The following is a 24231-nucleotide window of genomic DNA, read 5'->3' as shown; positions in this document are numbered from 1 at the left end:
GAGAAAAGGTATTGAACATGGCACAACTGGAATCGGGCGTCATCCGCGCCCGCGTCGAACAGGACTGGCAGCGCATCGTCGATGTGCTCAACCGTAAGATCGCATTGCAATCCGTTTCCGCTCATGGCATAACAGCGGACCATATGAAGCGTTCCGCCGAATTCGTGGCCGAACAGATGCGCGAGGTGGGCGTGGACGCCAAGGTCGCGCAGTCGCATAATCCGGATGGCACCCCCGGCGCATGGGAGGTCATCGGCTCCAGGATCGTCGACCCGAACGCGCCCACCGTGCTGCTGTACGCGCATCATGACGTGCAGCCGGTGCCGGATGCCAGCGTGTGGAACACCGATCCGTTCGTCGGCACCGAGATCGACGGCAGGCTGTACGGCCGTGGCGCCGCGGACGACGGCGGTGGCATTGCCATTCACTCCGGCGCGTTGAAGGCGTTGGGCGACGATCTTGGCGTGAACGTCAAGATCTTCATCGAAGGCGAGGAGGAGATGGGCTCGCCGAGCTTCATCCCGTTCATCGAGGATCATCGTGACGAGTTCGACGCCGACGTGATCATCGTGGCCGATTCTGGTAACTGGTCGGCGGACATTCCGAGCCTGACCACTTCGCTGCGCGGCAACACCGACATCGATGTGACCGTGAAGGTGCTGGAGCATCCGGTGCATTCCGGCCAGTACGGCGGTCCGATCCTCGACGCGAACACGCTTGCCGCGATGCTGATCGCCTCCATGTACGACGAGAACGGCGACCTGGCGGTACCGGGCGTCAAGGCGGAGGAACCGATCGGCGGCCTGCAGCGCGATCTGGACGAGGCGACTGTGCGCGAGGATTCCGGCGCGGTGCCCGGCTACCGTCTGGCTGGTACGGGGTCGCTCGCCTCCCGCATGTGGACCAAGCCTTCGGTGACCGTGATTGGTTTTGACGCGCATCCGGTCGAAGGCTCGTTCAACGTGATCAGCCCCGAAACCACGTTCCGTCTGAGCCTGCGCACTGCGCCGAACCAGCGCCCTGAAGAAGCGCAGGACGCGTTGGCGTCGTTCCTGGTCGATCATGCGCCGTTCGGCGCCGAAGTGAGCATCAAGCGCGGCGAGAACGGCATGGGCTGGGCCATGGACCCGAATGCCGAGGCCACCAAGGACGCGCTTGAGGCGATGCAGGAGGCGTTCGGCGTGGCTCCCGTCAACAAGGGCGAAGGTGGTTCCATCCCGTTCATCCCCGAATTGCAGCGCATCTTCCCCAAGGCCCAGGTGCTGGTTACCGGCCCGGAGGATCCGAAGGCCAACGCGCATAGCCCGAACGAGTCCATCTCGTTGCCGGGGTTGAAGAACAATGTGATCACCGAGGCGCTGTTGCTTAACAAGTTCGCCCGATGAGTCGTTGCCGGCGCGATATGGCATGTGCCTGTCGCGCCGGCCTGCAGCGAAGCAACGAGCGAACACCACGCCACCATCACACCAAGGACCATCGCCGTGCCCGAATCTTCAATCACAGCAGCCAACGCCATCATGCCGAACGCCGTATTGCGCTTCGATAACTGGGGGTATCGCCACGCCTCCCGCAGGTATTTCAGCGTGCGAGGGCTGAATCTTACCGTCGAGGCCGGGCAGCGCGTATTGCTGCTGGGGGCTTCGGGCATTGGCAAATCCACCATTCTTGAGGGTGCGGCCGGACTGCTGGGCTCGAATGGCTATGAGCGGCAGGACCCCGGCCAGGAGGATGGCATTATGGTCGACGCCGAAGGCGGCGCGACCGAAGGGCATGTGTTCGTAGACGATGTTCCCGTGCGCGAGGCGATCGGGCGGGTAGGACTGGTATTGCAGGATCCGGACGCGCAGGCGGTGTTCCAGCGTCTTGGCGACAATGTGGCCTTCGGGCCGGAGAATCTGCATGTGGAACGTGGCGAGATCTGGCGGCGTGTAGGCAGCAGCCTTGCCGCGGTTGGATTGCAGGGACTACAGCTGCACCGTTCGGTGACGCATCTGAGCGGCGGGCAGATGCAGCGACTGGCCTTGGCTGGCGCGTTGGCGATGAGGCCAAGCGTGTTGCTGCTGGACGAGCCCACCGCGAATCTCGATCCCGACGGGGTGACGCAGGTGGTTACGGCGGTACGCGACGTACTTGACGAATTCCGTTCGACTATGGTGTTGGTGGAGCATCATGCCGGACCTTGGATCGACCTGATCGACCGTGTGATCGTGCTTGGATCGCAAACCGACCAGGATGCCGCCAACGGCCAGGAACGACACACCGTCATCATGGCGGACGGTACGCCGGATGAGGTGTTCCGCGATCCGAATCTCGACTTTGCACGGCTGGGCATCTGGGTGCCGCGGCGGTATATGCGCGGCGAATGCCGTATCGGTGCGATCCATACCGGCAGCGAACCCGACTACCCGGCTTGCGAAGGCATCGGCGAACCGGTGCTGTGCACGAAGAATCTCGCCATCGGGCGCAACGGCAAAGCCGTGGCGACCGGCATCGATCTTGCATTCAAACAGGGGCAGATCACCGCGCTGGTCGGCGCGAACGGCGCCGGCAAATCGACGCTGGCGCTCACCTTGGCAGGTCTTCTTGAACCAGTGGACGGCGAAGTGAGCGCATCGGGCGAACTGGCCGCAGGCGCGCACGGTGTTCACCCCGGCGACTGGAAATCCACCGAGCTTGCCTCCCGCATCTCATATGTGTTCCAGAACCCCGAACACCAGTTCGCCACCGGCAGCGTACTCGACGAGGTGATGCTCGGCCCGCTGCGTGTGGGCGTAGAGGAGAGCCAGGCCCGCGAACGTGCGCGCACCTTGCTGCGGCGGTTCGATCTGCTGCGCTATGAGAACGCCAATCCGTACACCCTTTCCGGTGGGGAGAAACGCAGGCTCACCGTGGCCGCGGCGCTGGCATCCGCGCCGCGTGTGCTCATTCTGGACGAGCCGACTTTCGGACAGGACCGGTGCACATGGATGCAGATGGTGCAACTCATCCACGGCCTGCGTTCCGACGGTGTAAGCATCATCGTGGTCACGCACGACCGCGAACTGGTCACGGCGCTGGGCGCGCGCGTCATCGAATTGCAGCCGGAGAATTCCCGGCGCGAATGGGAGCCTGCACAAGACGGGCATGGCGATTCGGCCGGCGACGACGTGGTCGCCGTGACCAGCGTGAACACGCGCGACGAGGCGGAACGACAATCCAGCCGTTCGCCGTTCCTGGCATCGCTGAACCCCGCATATCGTCTGATCGGCGGGTTCCTTGCGGCACTGCCCATGCTGCTCAGCCTCGACTGGCTCTCATCGGGAACCATGCTCGTACTGGAGTTCGCGGTGCTTGCGGTCATCGGCATCACGCCGTGGCGAACGGTGCGATCCACCTGGCCGGTGTTCGTCGGCGCACCGTTCTCCGCTCTCGCGGTGCTGCTCTACGGCAAATCCGGCGGCGACACCTGGTGGCAGTGGGGGCTTATGCGCGTTACCGACCGTTCGGCCGAACTCGCCTTGGCGACCGCTTTGCGCATCCTCGCCATCGGCATTCCCGCGATCATAGCGGTGCTGGGCATCGACGTCACGGACCTGGCGGATTCGTTCAGCCAGATTCTGCATTTGCCCGACCGGTTCGTGTATGGCGGCCTTGCAGGCATGCGTCTGTTCTCCGTATTACAGGACGATTGGGCGGCGCTGTCCGCCTCGCGCCGGTCGCGTGGTTTGGGGGACGACAATGCGCTACGCGCGTTCCTCCCACAGTCCTTCGCGCTATTGGTGTTGTCCATCAGACGTTCCACCACGCTTGCCACGGCCATGCAAGCCCGCGGATTCGGCGGCTCCGGTCCGCGCAGCCATGCCCGCGTGAGCGAAGTACATGTACGGGACAGGGTGTTCCTGGCGGCCTGTCTGGCCCTGCCGGTCGCCTCGCTATGCCTGGCGCTGCGCTTTGGCACGTTTTCCTTCTTCGGCAACTGATCGGCAACGTCACAATCCGCAGTCTCGGCCTCGGTGCGTGAATGTCTGCTTGGGCGGTAGTGTGGATGGCATGCCAATCAACGCTCAACTGCTTGACAATCCGAAATCCGATCGAGTCCGCAGAATCGCGGAACTCACCCGCACCAAGGGCCGCCGCAAGAACGGCAGGTTCCTTATCGAAGGGCCGCAGTCCGTACGTGAGGCCGTGCGCTACGCCTCCGACATCGTCACCGACATCTACGTGGCGGGCGACGAGGACGGCATCGACTCCGATGTGCTGGCCGATATCGCCCAGCGCGCCCTCGACAAGTCGGCCGACCTGTACGTGCATACCGCCACCCGAGAGGTGATCGACCATATCAGTCCCGACGCGCAGGGCGTCATCGCCGTAGGGGATACCGACAAGCTTCGATCCGGCATGAAAGCCGAAGTGGAGCAGGCCTCCTCGTATTCCAGGGGCATGCGCGTCGCCGCGTTCTGGCAGGTGCGCGACCCCGGCAACGCGGGAACGGTGATCCGCGCCGCGGACGCCGCCGGATGTGACGTGGTGGTGTTCGTCGACGACTGCGTCGACATGCTCAACCCCAAGGTGATCCGCTCCACCACCGGATCGCTGTTCCATATTCCCGTAATCGCCATGGGCACCAATGATTTCTTCGACTGGATGAAGGAACAGGGGCTTGACATATGGGCGGCCGACGTGTATGGCACGCGCAAACGCAAGCCGGAACGCCTGCCGGATGTACTCGATGCCATGCGCGGCGAAGAGCACAGGAAGGACGGCTACGCGGTCCTGTTCGGCAACGAGGCGCGTGGACTCAACGGCAAGACGCTCGAACAGTGCCAGCGCATCGTATCCATCCCGATGTATGGCAAGGCGGAATCGCTCAACCTCGCCACCTCCGCGGCCATCATCCTGATGAGTCTGGCGTTCACCCGATAGCCGACCGCGCCGCTCCGTCTCGCCCTGACAAGCGTAGAACGATGCACGCATCTCCATCGCGCGTTTGCGCAAGCAGGCCAAGGGTGGTGCCGGCGGGGCGGTGTCCAAGAAGTGAAGCCGAGGGCTTAGACGGTCGAGTAGGCGTGAAAGAATATGTGTCGGTAAAGTGCTTGGAAACGCAATCGTTCCAAGGGATATTAGAAAGGGAAACCGTGGCAGAGGGTATGGTGTTTGACGCCCAAGCGGTAAGCGATGCGGTCGCTGAAGGCATCGCCAAAATCCAAAACGCCTCCAGTCTGGAGGAACTGAAAGCCATCAAAACGCAGTATGCCGGTGCCGAGTCGGCTATGACCAAAGCCAGCAAGGCCATCGGATCGCTGCCTAAGGATCAGAAGAAGGAAGCCGGGCAGCTGATGGGCAAGCTCCGCGCCGACTTCGGTCGCGCATTCGGCCCGCGCGAAAAGGAACTGAAGGCCGCCGCGGAATCCGCGGCGCTCGCGGCCGAGACCGTGGACATGACGCTGCCCGTCAACCGCAAGCCGCTGGGTGCACGTCACCCGCTCGCCAAGCTGATGGAAGACGTCGAGGACTTCTTCGTCTCCATGGGCTGGCAGATCTCCTCCGGCCCCGAAGTGGAAAGCGAATGGTATAACTTCGATGCTCTGAACTTCGGTCCCGATCATCCCGCACGCCAGATGCAGGACACCTTCTATGTGAAGGGCAACCAGGCCAAGGACGCCGCCGGCTTCGTCGGCAGCAACATGGTCGTGCGTACCCAGACCTCCTCCGATCAGGTCCGTGCGCTCATCGACCGCGGCGTGCCGCTGTACATCGCCAGCCCAGGCCGCGTATTCCGTACCGACGAGCTCGACGCCACCCACACCCCGGTGTTCCACCAGTGCGAAGCGCTTGCAGTGGACAAGGGTCTGACCATGGCCGACCTCAAGGGTGTGCTCGATAAGCTCGCCGTGGCCATGTTCGGCCCGGAAGCCAAGACGCGTCTGCGCCCGAGCTACTTCCCGTTCACCGAGCCGAGCGCCGAACTCGACCTGTGGTTCCCCGATAAGAAGGGCGGCCCCGGCTGGCTCGAATGGGGCGGCTGCGGCATGGTGAATCCGAACGTGCTGAAGTCCGCTGGGTTGGACCCGAACGAATACACCGGCTTCGCGTTCGGTGTTGGAATGGAACGTACGCTGCTGCTGCGCAGCGACATCAACGATATGCACGACCTTGTGGAAGGTGACGTGCGTTTCGCCGAACAGTTTGTGATGGGGGAGTGATTGCCCATGCCTATGGTTGATATTGATTGGCTCAAGAGCCACGTCGAAGTCCCGGCGGATCTGACATACGAGCAGCTCGCCAAGGATCTGGTGAAGGTCGGTCTGGAAGAGGAGGAGATTCACTCCAGCCAGGTCACCGGACCGATCGTGGTCGGCTATGTGGTGGACGCCACGCCGGAACCGCAGAAGAACGGCAAGATCATCAACTGGTGCCATGTCGATGTCGGCGACGAATACAACGAGGTCGACGAGAACGGCAACAAGGTGCCGCGCGGCATCATCTGCGGCGCGCCGAACATGGCAGCCGGCGAGAAGGTCGTCGTGACGCTGCCGGGTGCCGTGCTGCCCGGCGATTTCAAGATCGAACCGCGCAAGACCTACGGCCATATCTCCAATGGCATGTGCGCCTCCGAGCGTGAACTCGGCTTGGGCGACAACCATGACGGCATCATTCTGCTGCGCAACTACGGCTTCACCGAAGAGGAATACGAGGCGTTGAAGCCGGGCGATGACGCCATGCATCTGCTGCACCTCGACCAGCCGCTGCTGGAGATCAACATCACCCCGGATCGCGGCTATACGCTGTCGTACCGTGGCGTGGCGCGCGAATATCATCATTCCACCGGTGCCAAGTTCACCGATCCGGTGATTGCGCTGAACAAGAAGGTCCCCACCCCGGCATCCGCACTGCCCGATGTCAAGCCCGACATCGAAGTGCAGATCGATGACAACAATCCGATTCACGGTGTGCCCGGCTGCGACCGCTACTACGCACGCATCGTGCGTGGCTTCGACCCCGCGGCGCGTACCCCGAACTGGATGCGCCGCCGCCTGACCCGTTGCGGTATGCGCTCCATCTCGTTGGCCGTGGACGCGACGAACTATGTGATGATGGATTTGGGCCAGCCGATGCACGCCTACGATCTGGACAAGATCGAAGGCCCGATCGTGGTCCGTCGCGCGAACGAGGGCGAGAAGCTCGTCACGCTCGACGGCAAGGAGCATGAGCTGAGCACCGAGGATCTGCTGATCACCGATTCGCCGAACGGCAATCGTTCCTCCCGTATTCTCGGCATCGCCGGCGTGATGGGCGGTCTGTATGGCGAGGTGACCGCCGAAACCAAGAACGTGCTGTTGGAAGCCGCGCACTTCGACCAGGTATCGATCGCCCGTTCCGCCCGTCGTCACAAGATTCCCTCCGAGGCGTCCCGCCGCTTCGAGCGTGGCGTCGATTACGCCCTGCAGCCCGCTGCGGCACAGATGTGCGCCGATCTGCTGGCCGAATACGGTGGTGGCACCCCCAGCGATACCCCGAACGATGTGAACAACACCAAGCATCGCAGAGCCATCCAGTTCCCGACTTCCGAGGTCGCCCGCGTGGCCGGTCTCGACACCGATGTGAACACCATTTCCAAGATCCTGACCGATATCGGATGCACCGTAGCGGGCGGCGGCAACGGCGAATTCTCCGTCACCGCGCCGACATGGCGTCCGGATCTCAACGAGCCGTGCGATCTGGTCGAGGAAGTCGCGCGACTGGTCGGATACGACGAGATTCCGGTACGTGTGCCCGCGGCTCCGGTCAAGGGCAAGGTCGGTCTGACCGCCGATCAGCTGCGCCGTCGCCGTGTTGCGGACGAGCTGGCCGAATACGGCCTGGTTGAGGCGTTGAGCTACCCGTTCGTCGGCGATGAGGACTACAAGGCGTTCGGCTATGACGCGGAGGCCACTAAGAAGGTCAGCGTCGAGATCGCCAACCCGCTGTATGGCGACCGTCCCTTCCTGCGCCGTCATGTGCTGCCCACGCTGGCAGCCACCGTGCAGCGCAATATCCGCCGTGGCCTCGAGAACGTAAGTTTGTACGAACTCGGCCATGTCTACCTGTGGAATCCGGACGCGCCCTCCATCCCGGCCCTGCCCGGCGGCGTGAAGCCCACCGAGGAGCAGCTCAAGGCTCTCGACGCGGGTCTGCCCGACCAGCCCGACCATGTTGCCGGCATCTTTACCGGCCTTGCGGAGAACACCGGCTGGATGGGCGGCAAGCGCCCGGTCGATTGGTCCGACGCCGTTGAGGCGGTGCACCGCATCGCCGACCGTCTTGGCGCCACGATCGAGCTGAACCAGCCGGCAGCCGAAAACGTTCCCGCACAGTGGCATCCGGGTCGCTTCGCCTACGTGGATGTCGACGGTAAGCATATCGGTCTGGTCGGCGAGCTGCACCCGCATGTGAACGAGGCCCTGGGCTTCCCGGTGCACTCCAGCGCATTCGAGCTGAATATGACTGATCTGTTTGCCACGCTTGACGGCAAGCCGGTGCAGGCCAAGCCGATCTCCACGTTCCCGCCGGTCAAGCAGGATCTTGCGTTCACGGTAGACGGTTCCGTGACCGCCGCCCAGCTTGAGCAGGTGGTGCGTGAGGCTGCCGGCGAGGATCTGGAATCCATCGAGCTGTTCGACGTGTTCACCGGCGATCAGGTGGGTGAGGGCAAGAAGTCGCTCGCCTTCGCCGTGGTGTTCCGTTCGCCGGGCAAGACGCTGAGCGCCGAAGACAGCGAGGCCATTCGCGCCCGCATTGTCGAGGCGGCCGCTCAGCTGGGAGCGCAACTGCGCGCCTGAGCATGGATAAGATTATGGGGTGTGCGTCGGATGGCGTGCACCCCATTGCCGTTCGGCGCAATGCCGGCACGATCACAGAAGTAGGTAATCGGTATGGACGACCATCAGCAGCCTGAGTACGGGCAGACCAAGCAGCCGCAATACGGTGCCATGTCCGGGCAGTATCCGGGCTACGACCCGTATCTGTACGGCAGGCCTGAGCCGGAGCAGCCGGCGAACGGCGGCGATGCCGCGCAAAACCAGGCGCAGCAGAACCCCATGGGCGGCCAGCCGTATGCCGGCCAGCCGACGAATGCGCAGAATGGCCAGCCGTATGCCGGCCAGCAGGGGCAGCCATATAATCCGTATGCGCAGCCGAATCAATATAATCCATATGGCAATCAGCCGCAGTCGAATATGCCGCGCATACAGTATCTGAACCCCGACGATCCCGCGCAGAACCCGTTCTATGGGCATTGGGATTCGTATGCGATCGTGGCGTTCATCTGTTCGCTCGTCTTCTCCGTTCCGGTGCTTCCCGCGGTTATCGGAGGATTGTCGCTGGTGCGTACCAAGAGACTGCATATGAAAGGGCGCGGTCTTGCCATCGCGGCCATCATCATCAATGTGCTGACCACGCTTCTGCAGGCTTATTTGCTGATCCGAGGCATCGGCGTCAACGACCTGTATGCGCAGATGTTCAATATGTATTCGGGCGGTGGCAATGGCGGCGGCGCCGGCGATGGATCCATCTCCGCGTAGCGTGCGCGTTACCGTGATTCGTATGCTGCGGGTCGTATGGCGGGTTGCCGTCGTACGACCCGTTTTTGGTATGCGGTTGCGTCTGCGCATCGAAGCTGCACGGCACGGCCGATTTCGGCCGAACATCCGGAAGAGTGCCGCGAAACGCTGAACTGCATAATTATGCATTAGTCTGTATATCGCTGTATGCTCGGGGGAGTTACCAAGTCAAAAGGATATGAATATGGCGAAATACACGGTTGCCGTGGCAGGTGCCACGGGCTATGCAGGTGGCGAGGCGCTGCGCATCCTTGCGGCCCACCCGGATTTTGAAGTGACCTGTGTGGCCGGGCATTCGTCCGTGGGCGAGTCGATGGCGAAGCACATGCCGCACATTCCCCAGTTGGCGGATCTGGTCGTGCAGGACACCACCCCCGAGGTGCTTAACGGGCACGATGTCATCATTCTCGCCCTGCCGCACGGTGCTTCCGGCAAGCTCGCTTCGCAGCTCGACCCCGAATCCGTCGTCGTCGATCTGGGCGCCGACCACCGCCTCGAGGAGCGTAGCGCATGGGATGCCTTCTATGGCGGCGACTTCTATGAGCATTGGACCTACGGCATGCCCGAGCTGATCGTCGGCACCGACGCCAACGGCACGTATCTGCGTCAGCGGTCGGCCCTTCCCGGAACTAAACGTATCGCCGGCCCGGGCTGCAACGTCACCGCCACCACGCTGGCCATGCAGCCGGGCATCGCCCAGGGGCTCGTCGAGTCGAAAAGCATTGTGGCCGATCTGGTCGTGGGATATTCCGGTGCAGGCAAGAACCTTAAGCGTACCAATCTGCTCGCCGCCGAGGCGTTGCAGGCGGCTCTGCCGTACGGCGTGGGCGGCACGCACCGCCATATCCCCGAGATTCTGCAGAACTTCGCCCATGCCGCGGGCAGGAACGCCGCGGATGCGAAGGATTTCACCCTGAGCTTCACCCCGGTGCTTGCGCCGATGTCCCGTGGCATTCTCGCCACGGTAAGCGCGACCATGAGCGAGAAGGCCAAGGCCATGACCGACGCGCAGATTCGCGAGGCCTGGACCACAGCCTACGAAGACCAGGATTTCATGGTCGTGCTGCCGGAAGGCATGCTGCCGTCCACCGGCAACGTCATCGGCTCGAACGCCGCGCACCTGCAGGTGGTCACCGACCGCAATGCGGGCCGTATCATCGCGTTCGCCGCAATCGACAACCTGAACCGAGGCACCGCCGGGCAAGCGGTGCAATCACTGAACATTGCCTTGGGTCTGCCTGAGGATCAAGGCCTTACCAAGATTGGAGTGGCACCGTGAGCGTTACCTTTGCACAGGGCTTTTCCGCCGCAGGCGTGGAAGCTGGTATCTCCTCCGTACAAGGCAAGAAGGATCTTGCCCTCGTCGTCAACAACGGTCCGCTTGACGCGGCAGCCGGCGTGTTCACCTCGAACCGATTCTGCGCGGCGCCCGTGCAGTGGTCGCGCGGCATCGTGGCGGACGGCAAGCTCAAGGCCGTCATTCTGAATTCCGGTGGCGCGAACGCCTGTACCGGCGAACCGGGATTCGCCCAGTCCAAGAAGACCGCCGAAACCGTGGCCGATCTGGTCGGGTGCGACAGTCATGATGTGGCCGTCTGCTCCACTGGTCTTATCGGCGAGCTGCTGCCGCTCGACAACGTACTCAATGGTGCCAGGAACGCCTATGCCGCACTTGCGAGCACCGCCGATGCCGGGTCGGATGCGGCGCACGCCATCATGACCACCGACACCAAGCCGAAAACCGTTGAACTGACCGGCTCCACCGGTTGGAAGATCGGCGGCATGGTCAAAGGCTCGGGCATGATCGCCCCGCAGCTGGCGACCATGCTGTGCGTGATCACCACCGATGCCGTGGTGTCCGCCGGCCAGATGCAGGCGGCCCTTGCCGTGGCCACCGACCGTTCCTTCAACCGCATCGACGTGGATGGCTGCATGTCCACCAACGACACGGTACTGCTGCTTGCCTCCGGCGCCTCCGGCCTTGAACCCGACATGGACGAGTTCAACACGCTTGTGCAGAAGGCGTGTGCATCGCTCGCACGTCAGATCGTAGGCGATGGCGAAGGCGCGAGCCATGACATCCGCATCACCGTCACCGGCGCCACCACCGAAGACGCGGCGCTTGCCTGCGGGCGTGCCGTGGCGGCATCGAATCTGCTCAAATGTGCCATCAGCGGCAACGACCCGAATTGGGGTCGTATCGTGTCCTCCCTGGGCACCGTGCCGGCCGAGGTCGCCCCGTACGATTCGACGGCGGTGACCGTCGATGTCAACGGCGTGCGAATCTGCGAGAACGGCGGCGCCGGGCGTGATCGCAGCGAGGTCGACATGACCCCGCGCGAGGTCCATATCGACATCGACCTGCATGCGGGCGATGCCGAGGCGACCGTCTGGACGGACGATCTGACCAACGATTACGTGCATATCAACGCCGACTACGAAAGCTGAGATACACCTCCGACACCCGGACAGGACAATATGCCGGAAGGCGGCGCTACCAATCGACGTCCTCCAGGCCGATAGGTCGAGTCGCATGTCGTATGACGCTTGCCTCCCGGCATCCTTCAACCGAAAGCGTGACTTCTATCTGGGCAAGGCGGCAAAGCGAGGAATCGAAACTAGGAAGAATATGAGTGAATTAAAGGGACCCGGATTCCATCTCGACGTGCATACCGATCTGCGCGCCGATCAGAAGGCGGAGGTACTGATCGAGGCGCTGCCGTGGCTCGAGGAATTCGCCGGCCAGCGCATCGTCGTCAAATACGGCGGCAACGCCATGATCGACGAGCATCTCAAGGCGTGCTTCGCCGAAGACATGGTGTTCCTGCGGCAAGTGGGTCTGCACCCGATCGTCGTGCATGGTGGCGGCCCGCAGATCTCCCAGATGCTCAAGGCGTTGGGCATCAAATCCGAATTCAAAGGCGGCCTGCGTGTGACCACGCCGGACGCCATGGACGTGGTGCGCATGGTGCTTACCGGCAAGGTGTCCCGTGAACTGGTGGGGCTGATCAACGCGCACGGCCCGTTCGCAGTGGGCCTGTCCGGCGAGGACGGCGGCCTGTTCTCCGCCATGCAGCGTCATCCCGTCATCGACGGCAAGCCTACCGATATCGGACTGGTCGGCGACGTGGTGAGCGTGGATGCCTCCGCCGTGGAGGACCTGGTGAACGCCGGCCGTATCCCGGTCGTCTCCTCCGTGGCGCCGAACGAGGACAACGCCACCGAAGTGCTCAATGTGAACGCCGATTCCGCCGCCGCCGCATTGGCCGCCGCCGTTGGTGCAAGCAAACTGGTCATTCTCACGGATGTCGACGGCCTGTATGCCGATTGGCCCGACCGTAACTCGCTGATCGGTCGCATCGGCGTGGAGACGCTGCGCGACATGCTTCCCGATCTGGAAAGCGGCATGAGACCGAAGATGGAGGCATGCGTGCGAGCCATCGACGGTGGCGTGCCCAAGGCGCACATCATCGATGGGCGCAAACCGCACTCCATCCTGAACGAGATATTCACCTCCGCCGGCATCGGCACCATGGTCGTGCCCGAGGACGGCATCGAAATGAGGAGTTCCTATGAACGCTAATAACACCAACGGCCCGGAGGTATTGGGCCCTAACGACGGCAAGTGGCTGGGGGAGTACTCCCAGGTGCATATGAACGTGTTCGGCACGCCGCTGCGTGTGATGGATCACGGCGAAGGCACCCATGTATGGGACGTGGACGGCAACCGCTATCTTGATTTCTTGGCCGGCATCGCCGTCAATTCGCTGGGTTATGCGCACCCTGCATGGGTCAAGGCCGTAAGCGAACAGGCCGCGAAGGTCGCCCATGTAAGCAACTATTTCGCATCCGAACCGCAGATCGAGCTGGCTGCCAAGCTGATTGAACTGGGCGGCGCGCCGGAAGGCTCGCGCGTCTACTTCGGCAATTCCGGTGCCGAAGGCAACGAGGCCGCCATCAAGATCGCCAAGCTGCACGGCCGCACCCTGACCGATGACGGCTCCGCACGCATCATCGCGCTGGTGAACGGATTCCACGGCCGTACGCTGGGCGCGCTGTCCGCAACATGGAAGCCGGCGATTCGCGAACCGTTCCAGCCTTTGGTGCCGAATGTCGAATTCGTGGAAGCGGGGAACACCGAGGCGCTGAAGGATGCCTTCGCCTCCACCGGCAGCGACGGCAAGGGGCCTGTCGCGGCCGTCATGATGGAACTGATTCAGGGCGAGGCCGGTGTACGTCCGGTCGGTGCCGAGTTCGTCAAGTATGCGCGCGAACTATGCACCGAGAACAACGCTCTGCTGATCATTGACGAAGTGCAGACGGGCATTGGCCGCACCGGTTCCTGGTTCGCCTTCCAGCGTGAGGAGCTGTCCGGCGGGATCAAGCCGGACGTGGTCACGTTCGCCAAGGGCGTGGCGGGTGGCTTCCCCATGGGCGGCATGATCGCATTCGGCGCCAAGGTCGCCGATCTGTTCACGCCTGGCTCGCACGGCTCCACCTTCGCCGGCAACCCGTTGGGTGCTGCCGCGGGCCTTGCCACATTGTCCACTATCGAGCAGGAGCATTTGCTCGCCAATGCCGAGGCTCGCGGCACGCAGCTGCGCGACGGCATCATGGCCACCGGCAATCCGCTGTACGAATCCGTGCGCGGCTGCGGTCTGCTCGACGCGGTGCAGCTGAGTCACCCGTGCGCCCACGCGGTGATGAACTGGTGCCTGGAACGCGGGCTCATCGTCAACGCGGTACGTGCCGATGCATTGCGCTTCGCCCCGCCACTGATCGTCAGTGAATCCGACGTCGAGGAGGCTTTGGCCATCCTCAAGGATGTTCCCGTCGATTTGCCCGACGACTGATTGATATCGTGAGGCCGGCCCGGCTTGGACCGGCTGTAATGGTCGGCACGCGAATCGCCGTTGAATCGCGTGCCGCATAACACAACGTAAAACGTAAGGAGACAACATGGCAACCCCCGAACTGCGCCACATGCTGCGCGACGACGATCTGAACCACGAGGAGCAGAAGCAGGTCCTGGAACTGGCCATCAAATTCCACAAGGATCGCTTCTATCACCGTCCGTTTGCCGGCCCGCAGGGCATTGCGGTGATTTTCGACAAGCCGAGCACCCGTACGCGCTCCAGCTTCTCCATCGGAGTCGCCGAACTCGGCGGCTACCCGCTGGTGATCGACAAGTCCGGCTCTCAGCTGGGCCGTGGCGAACCGGTGGCCGACACCGCCCGTGTGCTCGACCGTATGGCCTACGGCGTGGTGTGGCGCACCTTCGGGCAGGATCGTGTCGAGGAGATGGCGAAGTACAGCACGCACCCCGTGGTCAACGCGCTGACCGACGAATTCCATCCCTGCCAGATTCTCGCCGATTTCCAGACCATCGCCGAACACCGCGGAGGCGTCGATAATCTGAAGAACCAGACCATCGCCTACCTGGGCGATGCCGCCAACAATATGGCGAACTCCTATCTGCTGGGCGGTGCGGTCGCCGGCATGAACGTGCGTGTGGCGGGCCCCTACGGCTATCTGCCCGACCCGCAGATCGTGGCCGATGCCGAGGCCATCGCCGCCGAGAACGGCGGCTCCATCCTGGTCACCACCGATCCGAAGGAGGCCGTGGCCGGCGCCGATTGCGTGTTCACCGATACCTGGGTCTCCATGGGCGAAGAGGCCGAATATGCCGTCCGCTCGAAGCCGTTCTGGGACTATCAGGTGAATGCCGATCTTATGGCCCAGGCCAAGGACGATGCCATCTTCCAGCATTGCCTGCCCGCATACCGTGGCAAGGAAGTCACCGCCGAGGTCATCGACGGCCCGCAGTCCGTGGTCTGGGATGAGGCTGGCAACCGTCTGCATGCGCAGAAGGCGTTGCTTACCTGGTTGGCTGGCAAGGCACGCGGCGACGAAAGCCTGCTGGCATGAGCGACCCCACGCCGATGCAGCGTCCGGCCAGTCGTGCCGCTCGACTGAGTGCCATCGAACAGGCGTTGCTGACCCATATCATCACCTCGCAGGCCCAGCTCTCGTCGGTGCTGGCCAACGAGGGCATCGAGGTCACGCAGGCTACGCTCAGTCGTGACCTCGATGAGATGAACGCGTTCAAACGGCGCATGCCGGACGGCACTATGGCATATGCCGTCGGATATGCGGATGAGGACGACCGTCCTTTGGACGGCAAGGTCGAACAGCAGATGTCGCGTGCGCTTAGCGGGCTGGTGACATCGGTGGCTACGGCCAGGAACCTCATCGTGGTGCATACCCCGTCGGGTGCGGCGCAATATGTGGCTTCCGTGCTCGACAGGCAGAGCATTGAGGGTGTGCTGGGCACCATCGCGGGCGATGATACGGTGATGATGATCTGCTCCGACGACGAGAGCGCCGTCCAACGCGCCGATTGGCTGCTGACCTTGGCCTCCAAATAACGGACTCTTACGGGTTGTCGCGCCCGGTGCGGCGAGCATTATGATGCTCACAGCACCGGGCCTTTTGCATTGTGGGGCGTAGCATGGCGAGAATCGCGGCGGAGGCGTTTCATACACGCTTCACGCTGTGCACGAGCCAACGCATAGAACACGGGATGGCGGCACGGAGACTTCGTCACGCGATACGATGCCTGAAATATGACACGCCGTGCATAAATATACGCAGCTCTGTATATACTTGCATAAGCTTTGTTTGAAGAAAGGCAGCTCATGGCAGATAAGAATCGTCTTGTTCTGGCGTACTCCGGTGGTCTCGATACCTCCGTCGCCATTTCGTATCTGAAGGAACGCACCGGCAAGGATGTCGTGGCGGTCTCCCTTGATGTCGGTCAGGGTGGCGAAAGCCTCGAGACCATCAAGGAACGCGCACTGGCGTGCGGCGCCGTCGAAGCGTATGTCGTCGATGCCCGTGATGAGTTCGCCAACGAATACTGCATGAAGGCCCTGAAGGCCAATGCGATGTACGAGGGCGTGTACCCGCTGGTTTCCGCCATCTCCCGTCCGCTTATCTCCAAGCATCTGGTGCGCGCCGCCCACCAGTTCGGCGCCGACACCATCTCCCACGGCTGCACCGGCAAGGGCAACGATCAGGTTCGTTTCGAGGTCTCCATCGCCTCCATCGACCCCACGCTCAAGGCCATCAGCCCGATTCGTGATCTTTCCCTGACCCGCGACGTGGAGATCGCGTTCGCCAAGGAACACCAGCTGCCGATCGTGCAGACCGAGAAGAGCCCGTTCTCCATCGACCAGAACGTGTGGGGCCGTGCCATCGAGACCGGTTTCCTCGAGGACCCGTGGAATGCTCCGACCAAGGACTGCTATTCCTACACCGACGATCCGGCGTTCCCGCCGGTCGAGGACGAGGTCGTCATCGAGTTCAAGCAGGGCGTCCCGGTCAAGATCGACGGCCATGACGTCACTCCGCTGCAGGCCATCGAAGAGATGAACCGTCGCGCCGGCGCACAGGGCATCGGCCGTATCGACCTCATTGAGGATCGTCTGGTCGGCATCAAGTCCCGCGAGCTGTACGAGGCTCCGGGTGCCGTGGCGTTGATCACCGCCCACCAGGAGCTGGAGAACTGCTGCCTGGAGCGCGAACAGCACCGCATCAAGCGCGATATCGACAAGCGCTGGGCCGAGCTGGTCTACGATGCGCAGTGGTTCAGCCCCGCCACCCAGTCGCTGAACGCCTTCATCGAAGACACCCAGAAGTACGTCAACGGCGAGATCCGCATGACGCTGCACGGCGGTCGCGCAGTCGTCACCGGCCGTCGCTCCGACAGCTCCCTGTACGACTACAACCTGGCCACCTACGATTCCGGCGACAGCTTCGACCAGAAGTCCTCCAACGGCTTCATCGACATCTACGGACTGCCGAGCCGTGTGGCCGCGGCCCGCGACGTCAAGTTCGGCAACGGCATCGAGGTGCCGGACAACACCGTCGAGTAACATCCGCCGCCATCCCATGGCACATGCGTAAGCCCCGCCAGCCCACCCCTATACGGGTCGGACGGCGGGGCTTCGATTACCGTTGACCCCACTGATACTGCGTGGTGGAACATATCCGCGTGATTTCCCCGTTCCCAGCTAAGGTAGGAACCATGACTGAAAGCAATAACGAACATCTGGCGTTGTGGGGCGGCCGCTTCACCTCCGGCCCCTCCGCCGCACTGGCCAAACTCTCCAAGTCCACCCAGTTCGATTGGCGTCTTGCCGACGACGATATCGCCGGTTCCCGCGCACATGCCCGTGCGCTCGGCCGTGCGGGACTGCTCACCGATGACGAACTCAACCGTATGGAAGCCGCGCTCGACGAGCTGCAGCGCAACGTGGACAACGGCACTTTCGCTCCCATCGAGGACGACGAGGACGAAGCGACCGCGCTCGAACGCGGACTGATCGACATTGCCGGCGACGAACTCGGTGGCAAGCTGCGCGCCGGTCGTTCCCGCAACGATCAGATCGCATGCCTCATCCGCATGTGGCTGCGCCGCCATTCCCGCGTGATCGCCACCCAGCTCATCGACCTCATCAATGCGCTGATCGAGCAAAGCGTGAAAGCCGGCAAGGCCGTCATGCCGGGCCGCACCCACATGCAGCACGCCCAGCCGGTACTGTTGGCGCACCAGCTCATGGCCCATGTGTGGCCGCTGATCCGCGACATCCAGCGTCTGGCCGACTGGGACAAGCGCATCAACGCGTCGCCGTACGGTTCCGGTGCCCTCGCCGGCAACACCCTAGGACTTGATCCGGAGGCCGTCGCCCGCGAACTCGGCTTCGCCACAGTGACCAGTAACTCCATCGACGGCACCGCCGCCCGCGATCTTGTCGCCGAATTCGCCTTCATCGCAGCCATGACCGGCGTCGACATCTCCCGCCTGTCCGAAGAGATCATCATCTGGAACACACAGGAGTTCGCTTTCGTCAAGCTCGATGATGCCTACTCCACCGGTTCCTCGATCATGCCGCAGAAGAAGAACCCGGACATCGCCGAGCTTGCTCGTGGCAAGTCCGGGCGTCTTATCGGCGATCTCACCGGTCTTATGGCAACGCTGAAAGGCCTGCCCACCGCCTACGCGCGCGATCTTCAGGAAGACAAGGAAGCCGTGTTCGACCAGGTCGACACCCTTGAGGTGCTGCTGCCCGCCTTCACCGGCATGGTCGCCACCATGCGCTTCGATACCGAACGTCTTGCGGCCGAAGCCCCAACCGGCTTCGCCCTGGCCACCGACATCGCCGAATGGCTGGTCAAGAACGGTGTGCCGTTCCGCCACGCGCATGAGCTTTCCGGCGCATGCGTCAAGATCGCGGAAGGCCGTGGTGTGGAGCTGTGGGATCTGACCGACGAGGACTTCATCTCCACGTTCGCGGCGTTCCTGCCTGCCGAAGTCGCGCCGAAGGTGCGTGAGGTGCTTTCCAGCGATGGTTCCGTCGCATCCCGCAACGGCAAGGGCGGCACCTCGTATGGCCGTGTGCGTGAGCAGATCGCCGATGCCAAGCGCGAAACCGAGGAGCTCAAGGTGTTCGCCGAGTCCACCAGCGACGGCCCCGCCTACAAGGCTCCGGAAACATTGCGTTGACGGGCTCGCCCGAAGCGCGATCGATGATGCGCTGATGGTCCGCATTGCCCGCATGATGGTGACCATCGGCCAATAGGATGACAAAGACCCGCCGTTCGGCATATCGTTCGGCGGGTCTACCTATGCGTATGGTTGCAATCGATTGCCGCTGTCTGGACGGAACCATCATGTGGCTGTCGGGGAGTCGTTGGCACGATCGCTGGTGATAATGGGCTGGGGAATCGATTCATTCCATCGAATGAGGGCGTGCGGATGCCGCTTGCAATACACTCGAGCGCAGTAATCACAGAACAAGAAGGGGACAAACGATGCTGACGCGAGTTCAGATTCAACGGCTGGTCTACCAGCATGGGCGTGAAGTGTTCGAACACGAGCATATGGACATCGAAAGACGGTGCTACCAGCATGGGGCGGTGACCACATTCGCCCATTCCATTCGCGTCGCTTGTCTGGCGGTATGGATGGCCGACCGTCTGCGCCTGTGGTATCGCGTCGATCTGCATTCCCTGGTCAGATCCGCGTTGCTGCACGACTACTTCCTTTACGACTGGCACGATTGGGACAATGGCGAGCATCGGCTGCATGGCTTCACCCATGGACAGGCTGCGTTGCGCAATGCGGTGCGCGATTTCGACCTCAACCATATCGAACGCGACAGCATCGCCAAGCACATGTTCCCCATGACGCCGGTTCCGCCGAAATACATCGAGGGATATCTGGTCACCATGGCGGATAAGATCAGCGCCACCAGGGAGACATTCTCCCGTGACCGTTTCCATAAACCGCTGCTGCGGAAGTGAGCTTGGAGGCATTCATGCCGAATATCGAATACCTGTTGCTGTGGTTCCTGCTGTACAGCTGCGTCGGTTGGGTCTATGAATCCGTTCTGGTGTCCGTTCTTGAACGTCGCTGGGTGAACCGGGGATTCCTGAACGGTCCGATCTGCCCGATCTATGGTGCCGGCGCGGTGCTGGGCATTCTATTGCTGAGCGGCCTGCGAGACCATCCGGTGATCATCTTCCTTATTTCCGCATTGGGTGCCAGTGTGCTTGAATTCGTCACCTCATGGGCGATGGAGAAGATATTCCATGCGCGTTGGTGGGATTACAGCGATTACCGGTTCAACATCCAGGGGCGTGTCAGTCTGTTGGGGGCCGTGGTGTTCGGAGCAGCCGGTGTTGCATTGATTGAATTGGCCCAGCCCTGGGTGGCGCAATGGACGATGCTGGTTCCGATGCGCGCATTGCATGCGTTATGCCTATGCTTCATCGTGCTGTTCGTCATAGACATGATTGTGACGATTCGAGGCATGGTGAACCTGAGCGAAAGTCTGAGGAATTTCAGCGAAATGATTCAGAGCGCGGCCGAGCATACCGGCGAATCATGCCAGTGGGGCAAGGACGTGTTGCTGCAGAAGATCCATGAATGGTCGTCTTCATCGCAGGAGATTCTCGCCAGTATGCGCAGTAGTGCCATGAAAACCCTGAACCGGCAGCAGCGTCGCATGATTCAGGCGTTTCCGAATTTGAGATCGACCGAGTCGGTGAAGGAAAGCAAGATCATGGAAACCGTGCGCGAACTGTTGCGTAGAAAATAATCGAATCCGATATTGAGGGGCCGGCCGCATTCATGGTGAATGAAGCCGGCCCCTCGATATCGGCAATGCCGTTGCTTTGTCGCGCTACTGGCGCACTTCGACGGATGACGAACCGGTGTCGGTGATGCCGTGTCCGGAATTCGGATGCTGGGCCGAATAGACCTGATCTCCGATGTACGAGACCAGCAGCACCAGAGCCACGCAGAGCAGCGCCTTGCGGTTGATGCGGTCAAGCAACTGGTTGAGCGTCGGCGCGACCAGATATACGATCGCCAAACCTCCCAGACCGAACACCAGCAGGCCTTCGGCGCAGATGCGTCCGTTGATGTTCAGGAAGTAGCCGGTGTAATCCCACCAACGCTGCCCCTTGGTCATTTCCAGATGCCACGACGAGATGTATTCCAACGTGCCGCAGAGCGCAACGGCGGCGACGAATTCCGCGACCGGGTGCTTGCGCAGCTTCTTGAGTACGATCAGGATGAAGACGCCGCCGGTGCCGTAAATCGGCAGCCATGGGCCATGCAGGGTGCCGCGGTTGACGAACACGCCCTCGTCGATGAAGCACAGTGCGACCTCCCACACCCAGCCGATGATGCAGAAGATGAAGAACATCATTATCAGGTTCAGCAGCGAGTAGCTGCGTGCCGCGTTCAACCCGCCTATGTTGATGTTCTTGTCCTTCATGGGGATGGGGGAGAGGCGTACCGGGTACATCTGCGCGGCCAGCAGAGCCCTGCCGGTCTTCGACGCGTGCATCTTGCCCTGGTAATCCTCCCAGGCCGACACCTGCTTGGAACGCATGATGCGAATGCCGAACCAGTCGGCCAGCCAGCCGGCGAAGCCCTTCGGCGCGCTGACGGTTTCGCCCTGGGCATCCACTTCGCTGATGGCGGTGCGGGCGTCGGAGTAGGTGCGCTCCAGCAGATCGGCCGGTGCCTTTTCGAACAGGAACGTGTCGTTGAGCTGTTCGGCGCCCTGCAGGCCGGCCTGCTTCGCGGTGCCGCGCAGGTAGGTATAGTATTCGGCCCAGAACGAGGCCTTGTAGCCGTTGGAATAGAAGATGCCGGTCAGGCCAAGCGTGCAGATGGACAGGATGTCCCAGCCGAGGAAGGTCAGTATGGCGACGAAGCACTCCCACTTGTGTCCTCTCATCATGCGACGGGACAGCGTAATCGCGTCGCATGCCTTGATGGAGGGGTTCTCGGCGATGATGAACGGCACCAGCATGTAGGAGAAGGTCTTGATGATGCCGCCGACGATGGTCAGCCACCAGAGAGTCAGGAACACGCTCTTTACGAACATCGTCCATGCGATGCTCGCCCATTTGCGGGTGCGCAGCGGGAACATCATATGGTGGATCGGCACCTGCTCGTAGACGCGCGATTCAAGCACCATGCGGCGGGACACCACCAGGTAGGTTTCGCGGATGAACAGCCAGACGAACAGGTACACCGCCAGACTGGCGAGCACCAGCAGTATGGCGGCCCCTCCGCGCGAATGCAGGATGGAACTCATCGCGTTGGTGACGGAAAGGATGACGCTGCCGGTGGAGAAGGAATTGAGCACTGTGGCGAATACGCCGCGCGACCGGCCGAACGTCGCGTCATGGTCGTTGTCCTGGATGCTCTTCTGGGATTGCTCCACCTGCCGCTTGGCTCCGGCATCGTCACCGGCGATGATCTTCTCCAGCAGATCCGAGATGCCATTGGACGACAGATGGTCGCTCGCCGCACCGCTGGTGACAGTGGTCTCATCGGCGGAGGAACTGACGACGGCTGGATTCTGATAGTCGGTCGCCCATAGCGTCGAACCGTATTCGACGCCAAGGAACGCAGCGAACAGGCACAGCACAAGGATGAGCCAATAATGGCGTTTCAGCGTGATTTTCGCTTGTGTCTTCAGGGCTTTTCGATTCACATCTCTCTCGTTTCCCCTAATTGCAAAAGAACGTTGGGCGCGGTCCTGTCCAAGCACGCTCATTATAGCTTTGTCGTCTGCCTATTTCCGCTGTTCGGGCCGGGACGCCTCGCGTGTGAAGCTGTCGTGATGTTCTGCGAGACTGAATGATGCGTTATACGCATTCGAAACCCAAGAATTTGATAGGGAGATTAACAAGATATGGCTCGTATCACTGACTTCAGGGAAGCAGGTTTTTCATCTCTGCTTGAGGAACTTCAGTGGCGTGGTCTGGTGTCCCAGTCCACCGATCGTGAACGCCTTGCTCAGGCACTGAACGGCGAGCCGATCACCTATTATTGCGGATTCGATCCGACCGCGGCCTCACTGCATATCGGCAATCTGGTACAGCTCATCAACATGCGCCACCTGCAGCTCGCAGGCCACCATCCCATTGCACTGGTGGGCGGCGCGACCGGTCTGATCGGCGATCCGCGCCAGTCCGGCGAACGCACGTTGAACCCCAAGGACGTCGTGGCAGGATGGGCCGAGCGTTTGAAGAAGCAGATCGGCGGCATTCTCGATACCGAAGGAAGCAATCCGGTCCGTTTCGTCTCCAACTACGACTGGACCGCGCAGATGAGCGTCATCGATTTTCTGCGCGATGTCGGCAAGAACTTCCGTCTGGGCACCATGCTCGCCAAAGACACGGTCGCACGCCGTCTCAATTCCGAAGAGGGCATCTCCTTCACCGAATTCAGCTACCAGGTGCTGCAGGGCAACGACTTCCTGCACCTGTTCGATGAGTACCACTGCACGCTGGAGCTTGGCGGTTCCGACCAGTGGGGCAACCTCACCTCCGGGCTGGATCTGATCCATAAGGTGCGCGGCGTGGACGTGAACGTGTTCACCAGCCCGATCATCACCGATGCGCAGGGCAAGAAGTTCGGCAAGTCCGAAGGCAATGCGGTATGGCTTGACGCCACGATGCTCAGCCCCTACAAGTTCTATCAGTTCTGGATCAACCGCCCGGATGCGGAGATGGAAAGCCTGCTGAAGGCCTTCACCTTCCTGCCGAAGAGCGAGATCGAGCGTCTGATCGAGGAAAGCAAGACGAATCCGGGTGCTCGCGAAGCGCAGAAGACCCTTGCATGGGAGGTCACGAGCTTCGTGCATGGCGAGCAGGCGACCCAGGCCGCCATCGATGCGTCCACCGCGCTGTTCGGGCGTGGCGGCGATCTGAATGCCATCGATGAGCAGACCCTGGAATCCGTGCTTGATGGGTTCAAGGTCGCCGGCGAGAACGGTGAGCATGTGTTCCCGCAATCCGAGGCCGGCGCACGCGTGATCGACGCGGCGCAGGCGGCGGGACTGTTCAAGTCCGGTTCCGAGGCCCGCCGTGCCATCAAGTCCGGCGGCGTGTACCTGAATAATGTGCGTGTCGAGGACGATGAGGCGGTGCTGGGGGAGAGCGACTTCCTCGCCGGCCGTTTCGCCTTGATTCGCCGTGGCAAGAAGGCGCTTGGCGTGGTGGAGCGTCACTGACGCATATAGCTGTGGCGGGCTGTATCCACGACCCGCCACGCGAATGG

General features: G+C 62.0%; 18 protein-coding genes. 17 read left to right on the top strand and 1 reads right to left on the bottom strand.

Annotated elements, in window-relative coordinates; genetic code table 11:
- Window positions 1-17 precede the first annotated feature (17 nt).
- The 16 genes from BBAG_RS05620 to BBAG_RS05545 all read left to right on the top strand — a co-directional run bounded on the left by BBAG_RS05620 (window position 18) and on the right by BBAG_RS05545 (window position 20743).
- The gene (locus BBAG_RS05620; RefSeq protein WP_033508423.1) at window positions 18-1385 is read left to right on the top strand and encodes a dipeptidase; all 1368 of its coding nucleotides are present in this window, start codon (window positions 18-20) and stop codon (window positions 1383-1385) included.
- Window positions 1386-1517: 132 nt separating this feature from the next.
- Window positions 1518-3959, top strand: a complete 2442-nt coding sequence (locus BBAG_RS05615; protein ID WP_003826873.1) for an ATP-binding cassette domain-containing protein — start codon at window positions 1518-1520, stop codon at window positions 3957-3959.
- A 70-nt stretch (window positions 3960-4029) separates the two neighbouring features.
- On the top strand, window positions 4030-4902 hold the full coding sequence (locus BBAG_RS05610) for a TrmH family RNA methyltransferase (RefSeq protein ID WP_003826872.1): 873 nt from the start codon (window positions 4030-4032) through the stop codon (window positions 4900-4902).
- Between the two features lie 224 nt (window positions 4903-5126).
- Window positions 5127-6182: a phenylalanine--tRNA ligase subunit alpha gene (gene pheS, locus BBAG_RS05605; RefSeq protein ID WP_187128114.1), complete on the top strand. Its 1056-nt coding sequence runs from the start codon at window positions 5127-5129 to the stop codon at window positions 6180-6182.
- A gap of 6 nt (window positions 6183-6188) precedes the next feature.
- Window positions 6189-8798 carry a phenylalanine--tRNA ligase subunit beta gene (pheT, locus tag BBAG_RS05600; protein WP_003826870.1) on the top strand — a complete coding sequence of 870 codons (2610 nt, stop codon included), beginning with the start codon at window positions 6189-6191 and terminating at the stop codon, window positions 8796-8798.
- 93 nt (window positions 8799-8891) lie between these two features.
- Window positions 8892-9539, top strand: coding sequence for a DUF4190 domain-containing protein (locus tag BBAG_RS05595; protein ID WP_003826869.1), 648 nt, complete (start codon window positions 8892-8894; stop codon window positions 9537-9539).
- Between the two features lie 223 nt (window positions 9540-9762).
- Complete coding sequence (gene argC, locus BBAG_RS05590; protein WP_033508419.1) at window positions 9763-10857, top strand: N-acetyl-gamma-glutamyl-phosphate reductase; 1095 nt, start codon at window positions 9763-9765, stop codon at window positions 10855-10857.
- The gene (argJ, locus tag BBAG_RS05585; protein ID WP_003826867.1) at window positions 10854-12026 is read left to right on the top strand and encodes a bifunctional glutamate N-acetyltransferase/amino-acid acetyltransferase ArgJ; all 1173 of its coding nucleotides are present in this window, start codon (window positions 10854-10856) and stop codon (window positions 12024-12026) included. Before argC ends, argJ begins: the two co-directional genes overlap by 4 nt.
- A 181-nt stretch (window positions 12027-12207) precedes the next feature.
- Window positions 12208-13161, top strand: coding sequence for an acetylglutamate kinase (gene argB / locus BBAG_RS05580; protein ID WP_033508417.1), 954 nt, complete (start codon window positions 12208-12210; stop codon window positions 13159-13161).
- Window positions 13151-14431: an acetylornithine transaminase gene (locus BBAG_RS05575; protein ID WP_003826865.1), complete on the top strand. Its 1281-nt coding sequence runs from the start codon at window positions 13151-13153 to the stop codon at window positions 14429-14431. Before argB ends, BBAG_RS05575 begins: the two co-directional genes overlap by 11 nt.
- A 106-nt stretch (window positions 14432-14537) precedes the next feature.
- On the top strand, window positions 14538-15506 hold the full coding sequence (argF, locus tag BBAG_RS05570) for an ornithine carbamoyltransferase (RefSeq protein WP_003826864.1): 969 nt from the start codon (window positions 14538-14540) through the stop codon (window positions 15504-15506).
- Window positions 15503-16006: an arginine repressor gene (gene argR, locus BBAG_RS05565; protein WP_003826863.1), complete on the top strand. Its 504-nt coding sequence runs from the start codon at window positions 15503-15505 to the stop codon at window positions 16004-16006. The genes argF and argR overlap by 4 nt, the downstream gene beginning before the upstream one ends.
- A gap of 270 nt (window positions 16007-16276) precedes the next feature.
- Entirely contained in the window at window positions 16277-17515 is a 1239-nt protein-coding gene (locus BBAG_RS05560; protein WP_003826862.1) for an argininosuccinate synthase, read from the top strand.
- A gap of 152 nt (window positions 17516-17667) precedes the next feature.
- A complete protein-coding gene (gene argH / locus BBAG_RS05555) occupies window positions 17668-19146 on the top strand; it encodes an argininosuccinate lyase (protein ID WP_003826861.1) in 1479 nt (492 codons plus the stop codon).
- A gap of 308 nt (window positions 19147-19454) precedes the next feature.
- Window positions 19455-19946 carry an HD domain-containing protein gene (locus tag BBAG_RS05550; protein ID WP_003826860.1) on the top strand — a complete coding sequence of 164 codons (492 nt, stop codon included), beginning with the start codon at window positions 19455-19457 and terminating at the stop codon, window positions 19944-19946.
- A gap of 14 nt (window positions 19947-19960) precedes the next feature.
- The gene (locus tag BBAG_RS05545) at window positions 19961-20743 is read left to right on the top strand and encodes a putative ABC transporter permease (protein WP_033508415.1); all 783 of its coding nucleotides are present in this window, start codon (window positions 19961-19963) and stop codon (window positions 20741-20743) included.
- 84 nt (window positions 20744-20827) lie between these two features.
- Here the strand turns inward: BBAG_RS05545 and BBAG_RS05540 are convergent, their stop codons facing one another.
- Window positions 20828-22660: a DUF975 family protein gene (locus BBAG_RS05540; RefSeq protein WP_033508413.1), complete on the bottom strand. Its 1833-nt coding sequence runs from the start codon at window positions 22658-22660 to the stop codon at window positions 20828-20830.
- A 201-nt stretch (window positions 22661-22861) separates the two neighbouring features.
- Here BBAG_RS05540 and tyrS point away from each other — a divergent pair, with 201 nt between their 5' ends.
- The gene (gene tyrS, locus BBAG_RS05535) at window positions 22862-24184 is read left to right on the top strand and encodes a tyrosine--tRNA ligase (protein ID WP_003826857.1); all 1323 of its coding nucleotides are present in this window, start codon (window positions 22862-22864) and stop codon (window positions 24182-24184) included.
- Window positions 24185-24231: the final 47 nt, after the last annotated feature.

Source organism: Bifidobacterium angulatum DSM 20098 = JCM 7096 (assembly GCF_001025155.1).
Taxonomy (GTDB): Bacteria; Actinomycetota; Actinomycetes; order Actinomycetales; family Bifidobacteriaceae; genus Bifidobacterium; species Bifidobacterium angulatum.
This window is presented reverse-complemented; position numbering and strand designations above follow the sequence as displayed.

Excerpts from the sequence above, each read along its gene's own strand:
- argR (WP_003826863.1), top strand. The coding sequence starts at position 15,503 with ATGAGCGACCCCACGCCGATGCAGCGTCCGGCCAGTCGTGCCGCTCGA.
- BBAG_RS05595 (WP_003826869.1), top strand. The coding sequence starts at position 8,892 with ATGGACGACCATCAGCAGCCTGAGTACGGGCAGACCAAGCAGCCGCAA.
- BBAG_RS05575 (WP_003826865.1), top strand. The coding sequence starts at position 13,151 with ATGAACGCTAATAACACCAACGGCCCGGAGGTATTGGGCCCTAACGAC.
- argH (WP_003826861.1), top strand. The coding sequence starts at position 17,668 with ATGACTGAAAGCAATAACGAACATCTGGCGTTGTGGGGCGGCCGCTTC.
- BBAG_RS05545 (WP_033508415.1), top strand. The coding sequence starts at position 19,961 with ATGCCGAATATCGAATACCTGTTGCTGTGGTTCCTGCTGTACAGCTGC.
- BBAG_RS05610 (WP_003826872.1), top strand. The coding sequence starts at position 4,030 with ATGCCAATCAACGCTCAACTGCTTGACAATCCGAAATCCGATCGAGTC.
- pheT (WP_003826870.1), top strand. The coding sequence starts at position 6,189 with ATGCCTATGGTTGATATTGATTGGCTCAAGAGCCACGTCGAAGTCCCG.
- BBAG_RS05560 (WP_003826862.1), top strand. The coding sequence starts at position 16,277 with ATGGCAGATAAGAATCGTCTTGTTCTGGCGTACTCCGGTGGTCTCGAT.
- tyrS (WP_003826857.1), top strand. The coding sequence starts at position 22,862 with ATGGCTCGTATCACTGACTTCAGGGAAGCAGGTTTTTCATCTCTGCTT.
- BBAG_RS05620 (WP_033508423.1), top strand. The coding sequence starts at position 18 with ATGGCACAACTGGAATCGGGCGTCATCCGCGCCCGCGTCGAACAGGAC.
- argC (WP_033508419.1), top strand. The coding sequence starts at position 9,763 with ATGGCGAAATACACGGTTGCCGTGGCAGGTGCCACGGGCTATGCAGGT.
- argB (WP_033508417.1), top strand. The coding sequence starts at position 12,208 with ATGAGTGAATTAAAGGGACCCGGATTCCATCTCGACGTGCATACCGAT.
- argF (WP_003826864.1), top strand. The coding sequence starts at position 14,538 with ATGGCAACCCCCGAACTGCGCCACATGCTGCGCGACGACGATCTGAAC.
- BBAG_RS05615 (WP_003826873.1), top strand. The coding sequence starts at position 1,518 with ATGCCGAACGCCGTATTGCGCTTCGATAACTGGGGGTATCGCCACGCC.
- pheS (WP_187128114.1), top strand. The coding sequence starts at position 5,127 with ATGGTGTTTGACGCCCAAGCGGTAAGCGATGCGGTCGCTGAAGGCATC.
- BBAG_RS05550 (WP_003826860.1), top strand. The coding sequence starts at position 19,455 with ATGCTGACGCGAGTTCAGATTCAACGGCTGGTCTACCAGCATGGGCGT.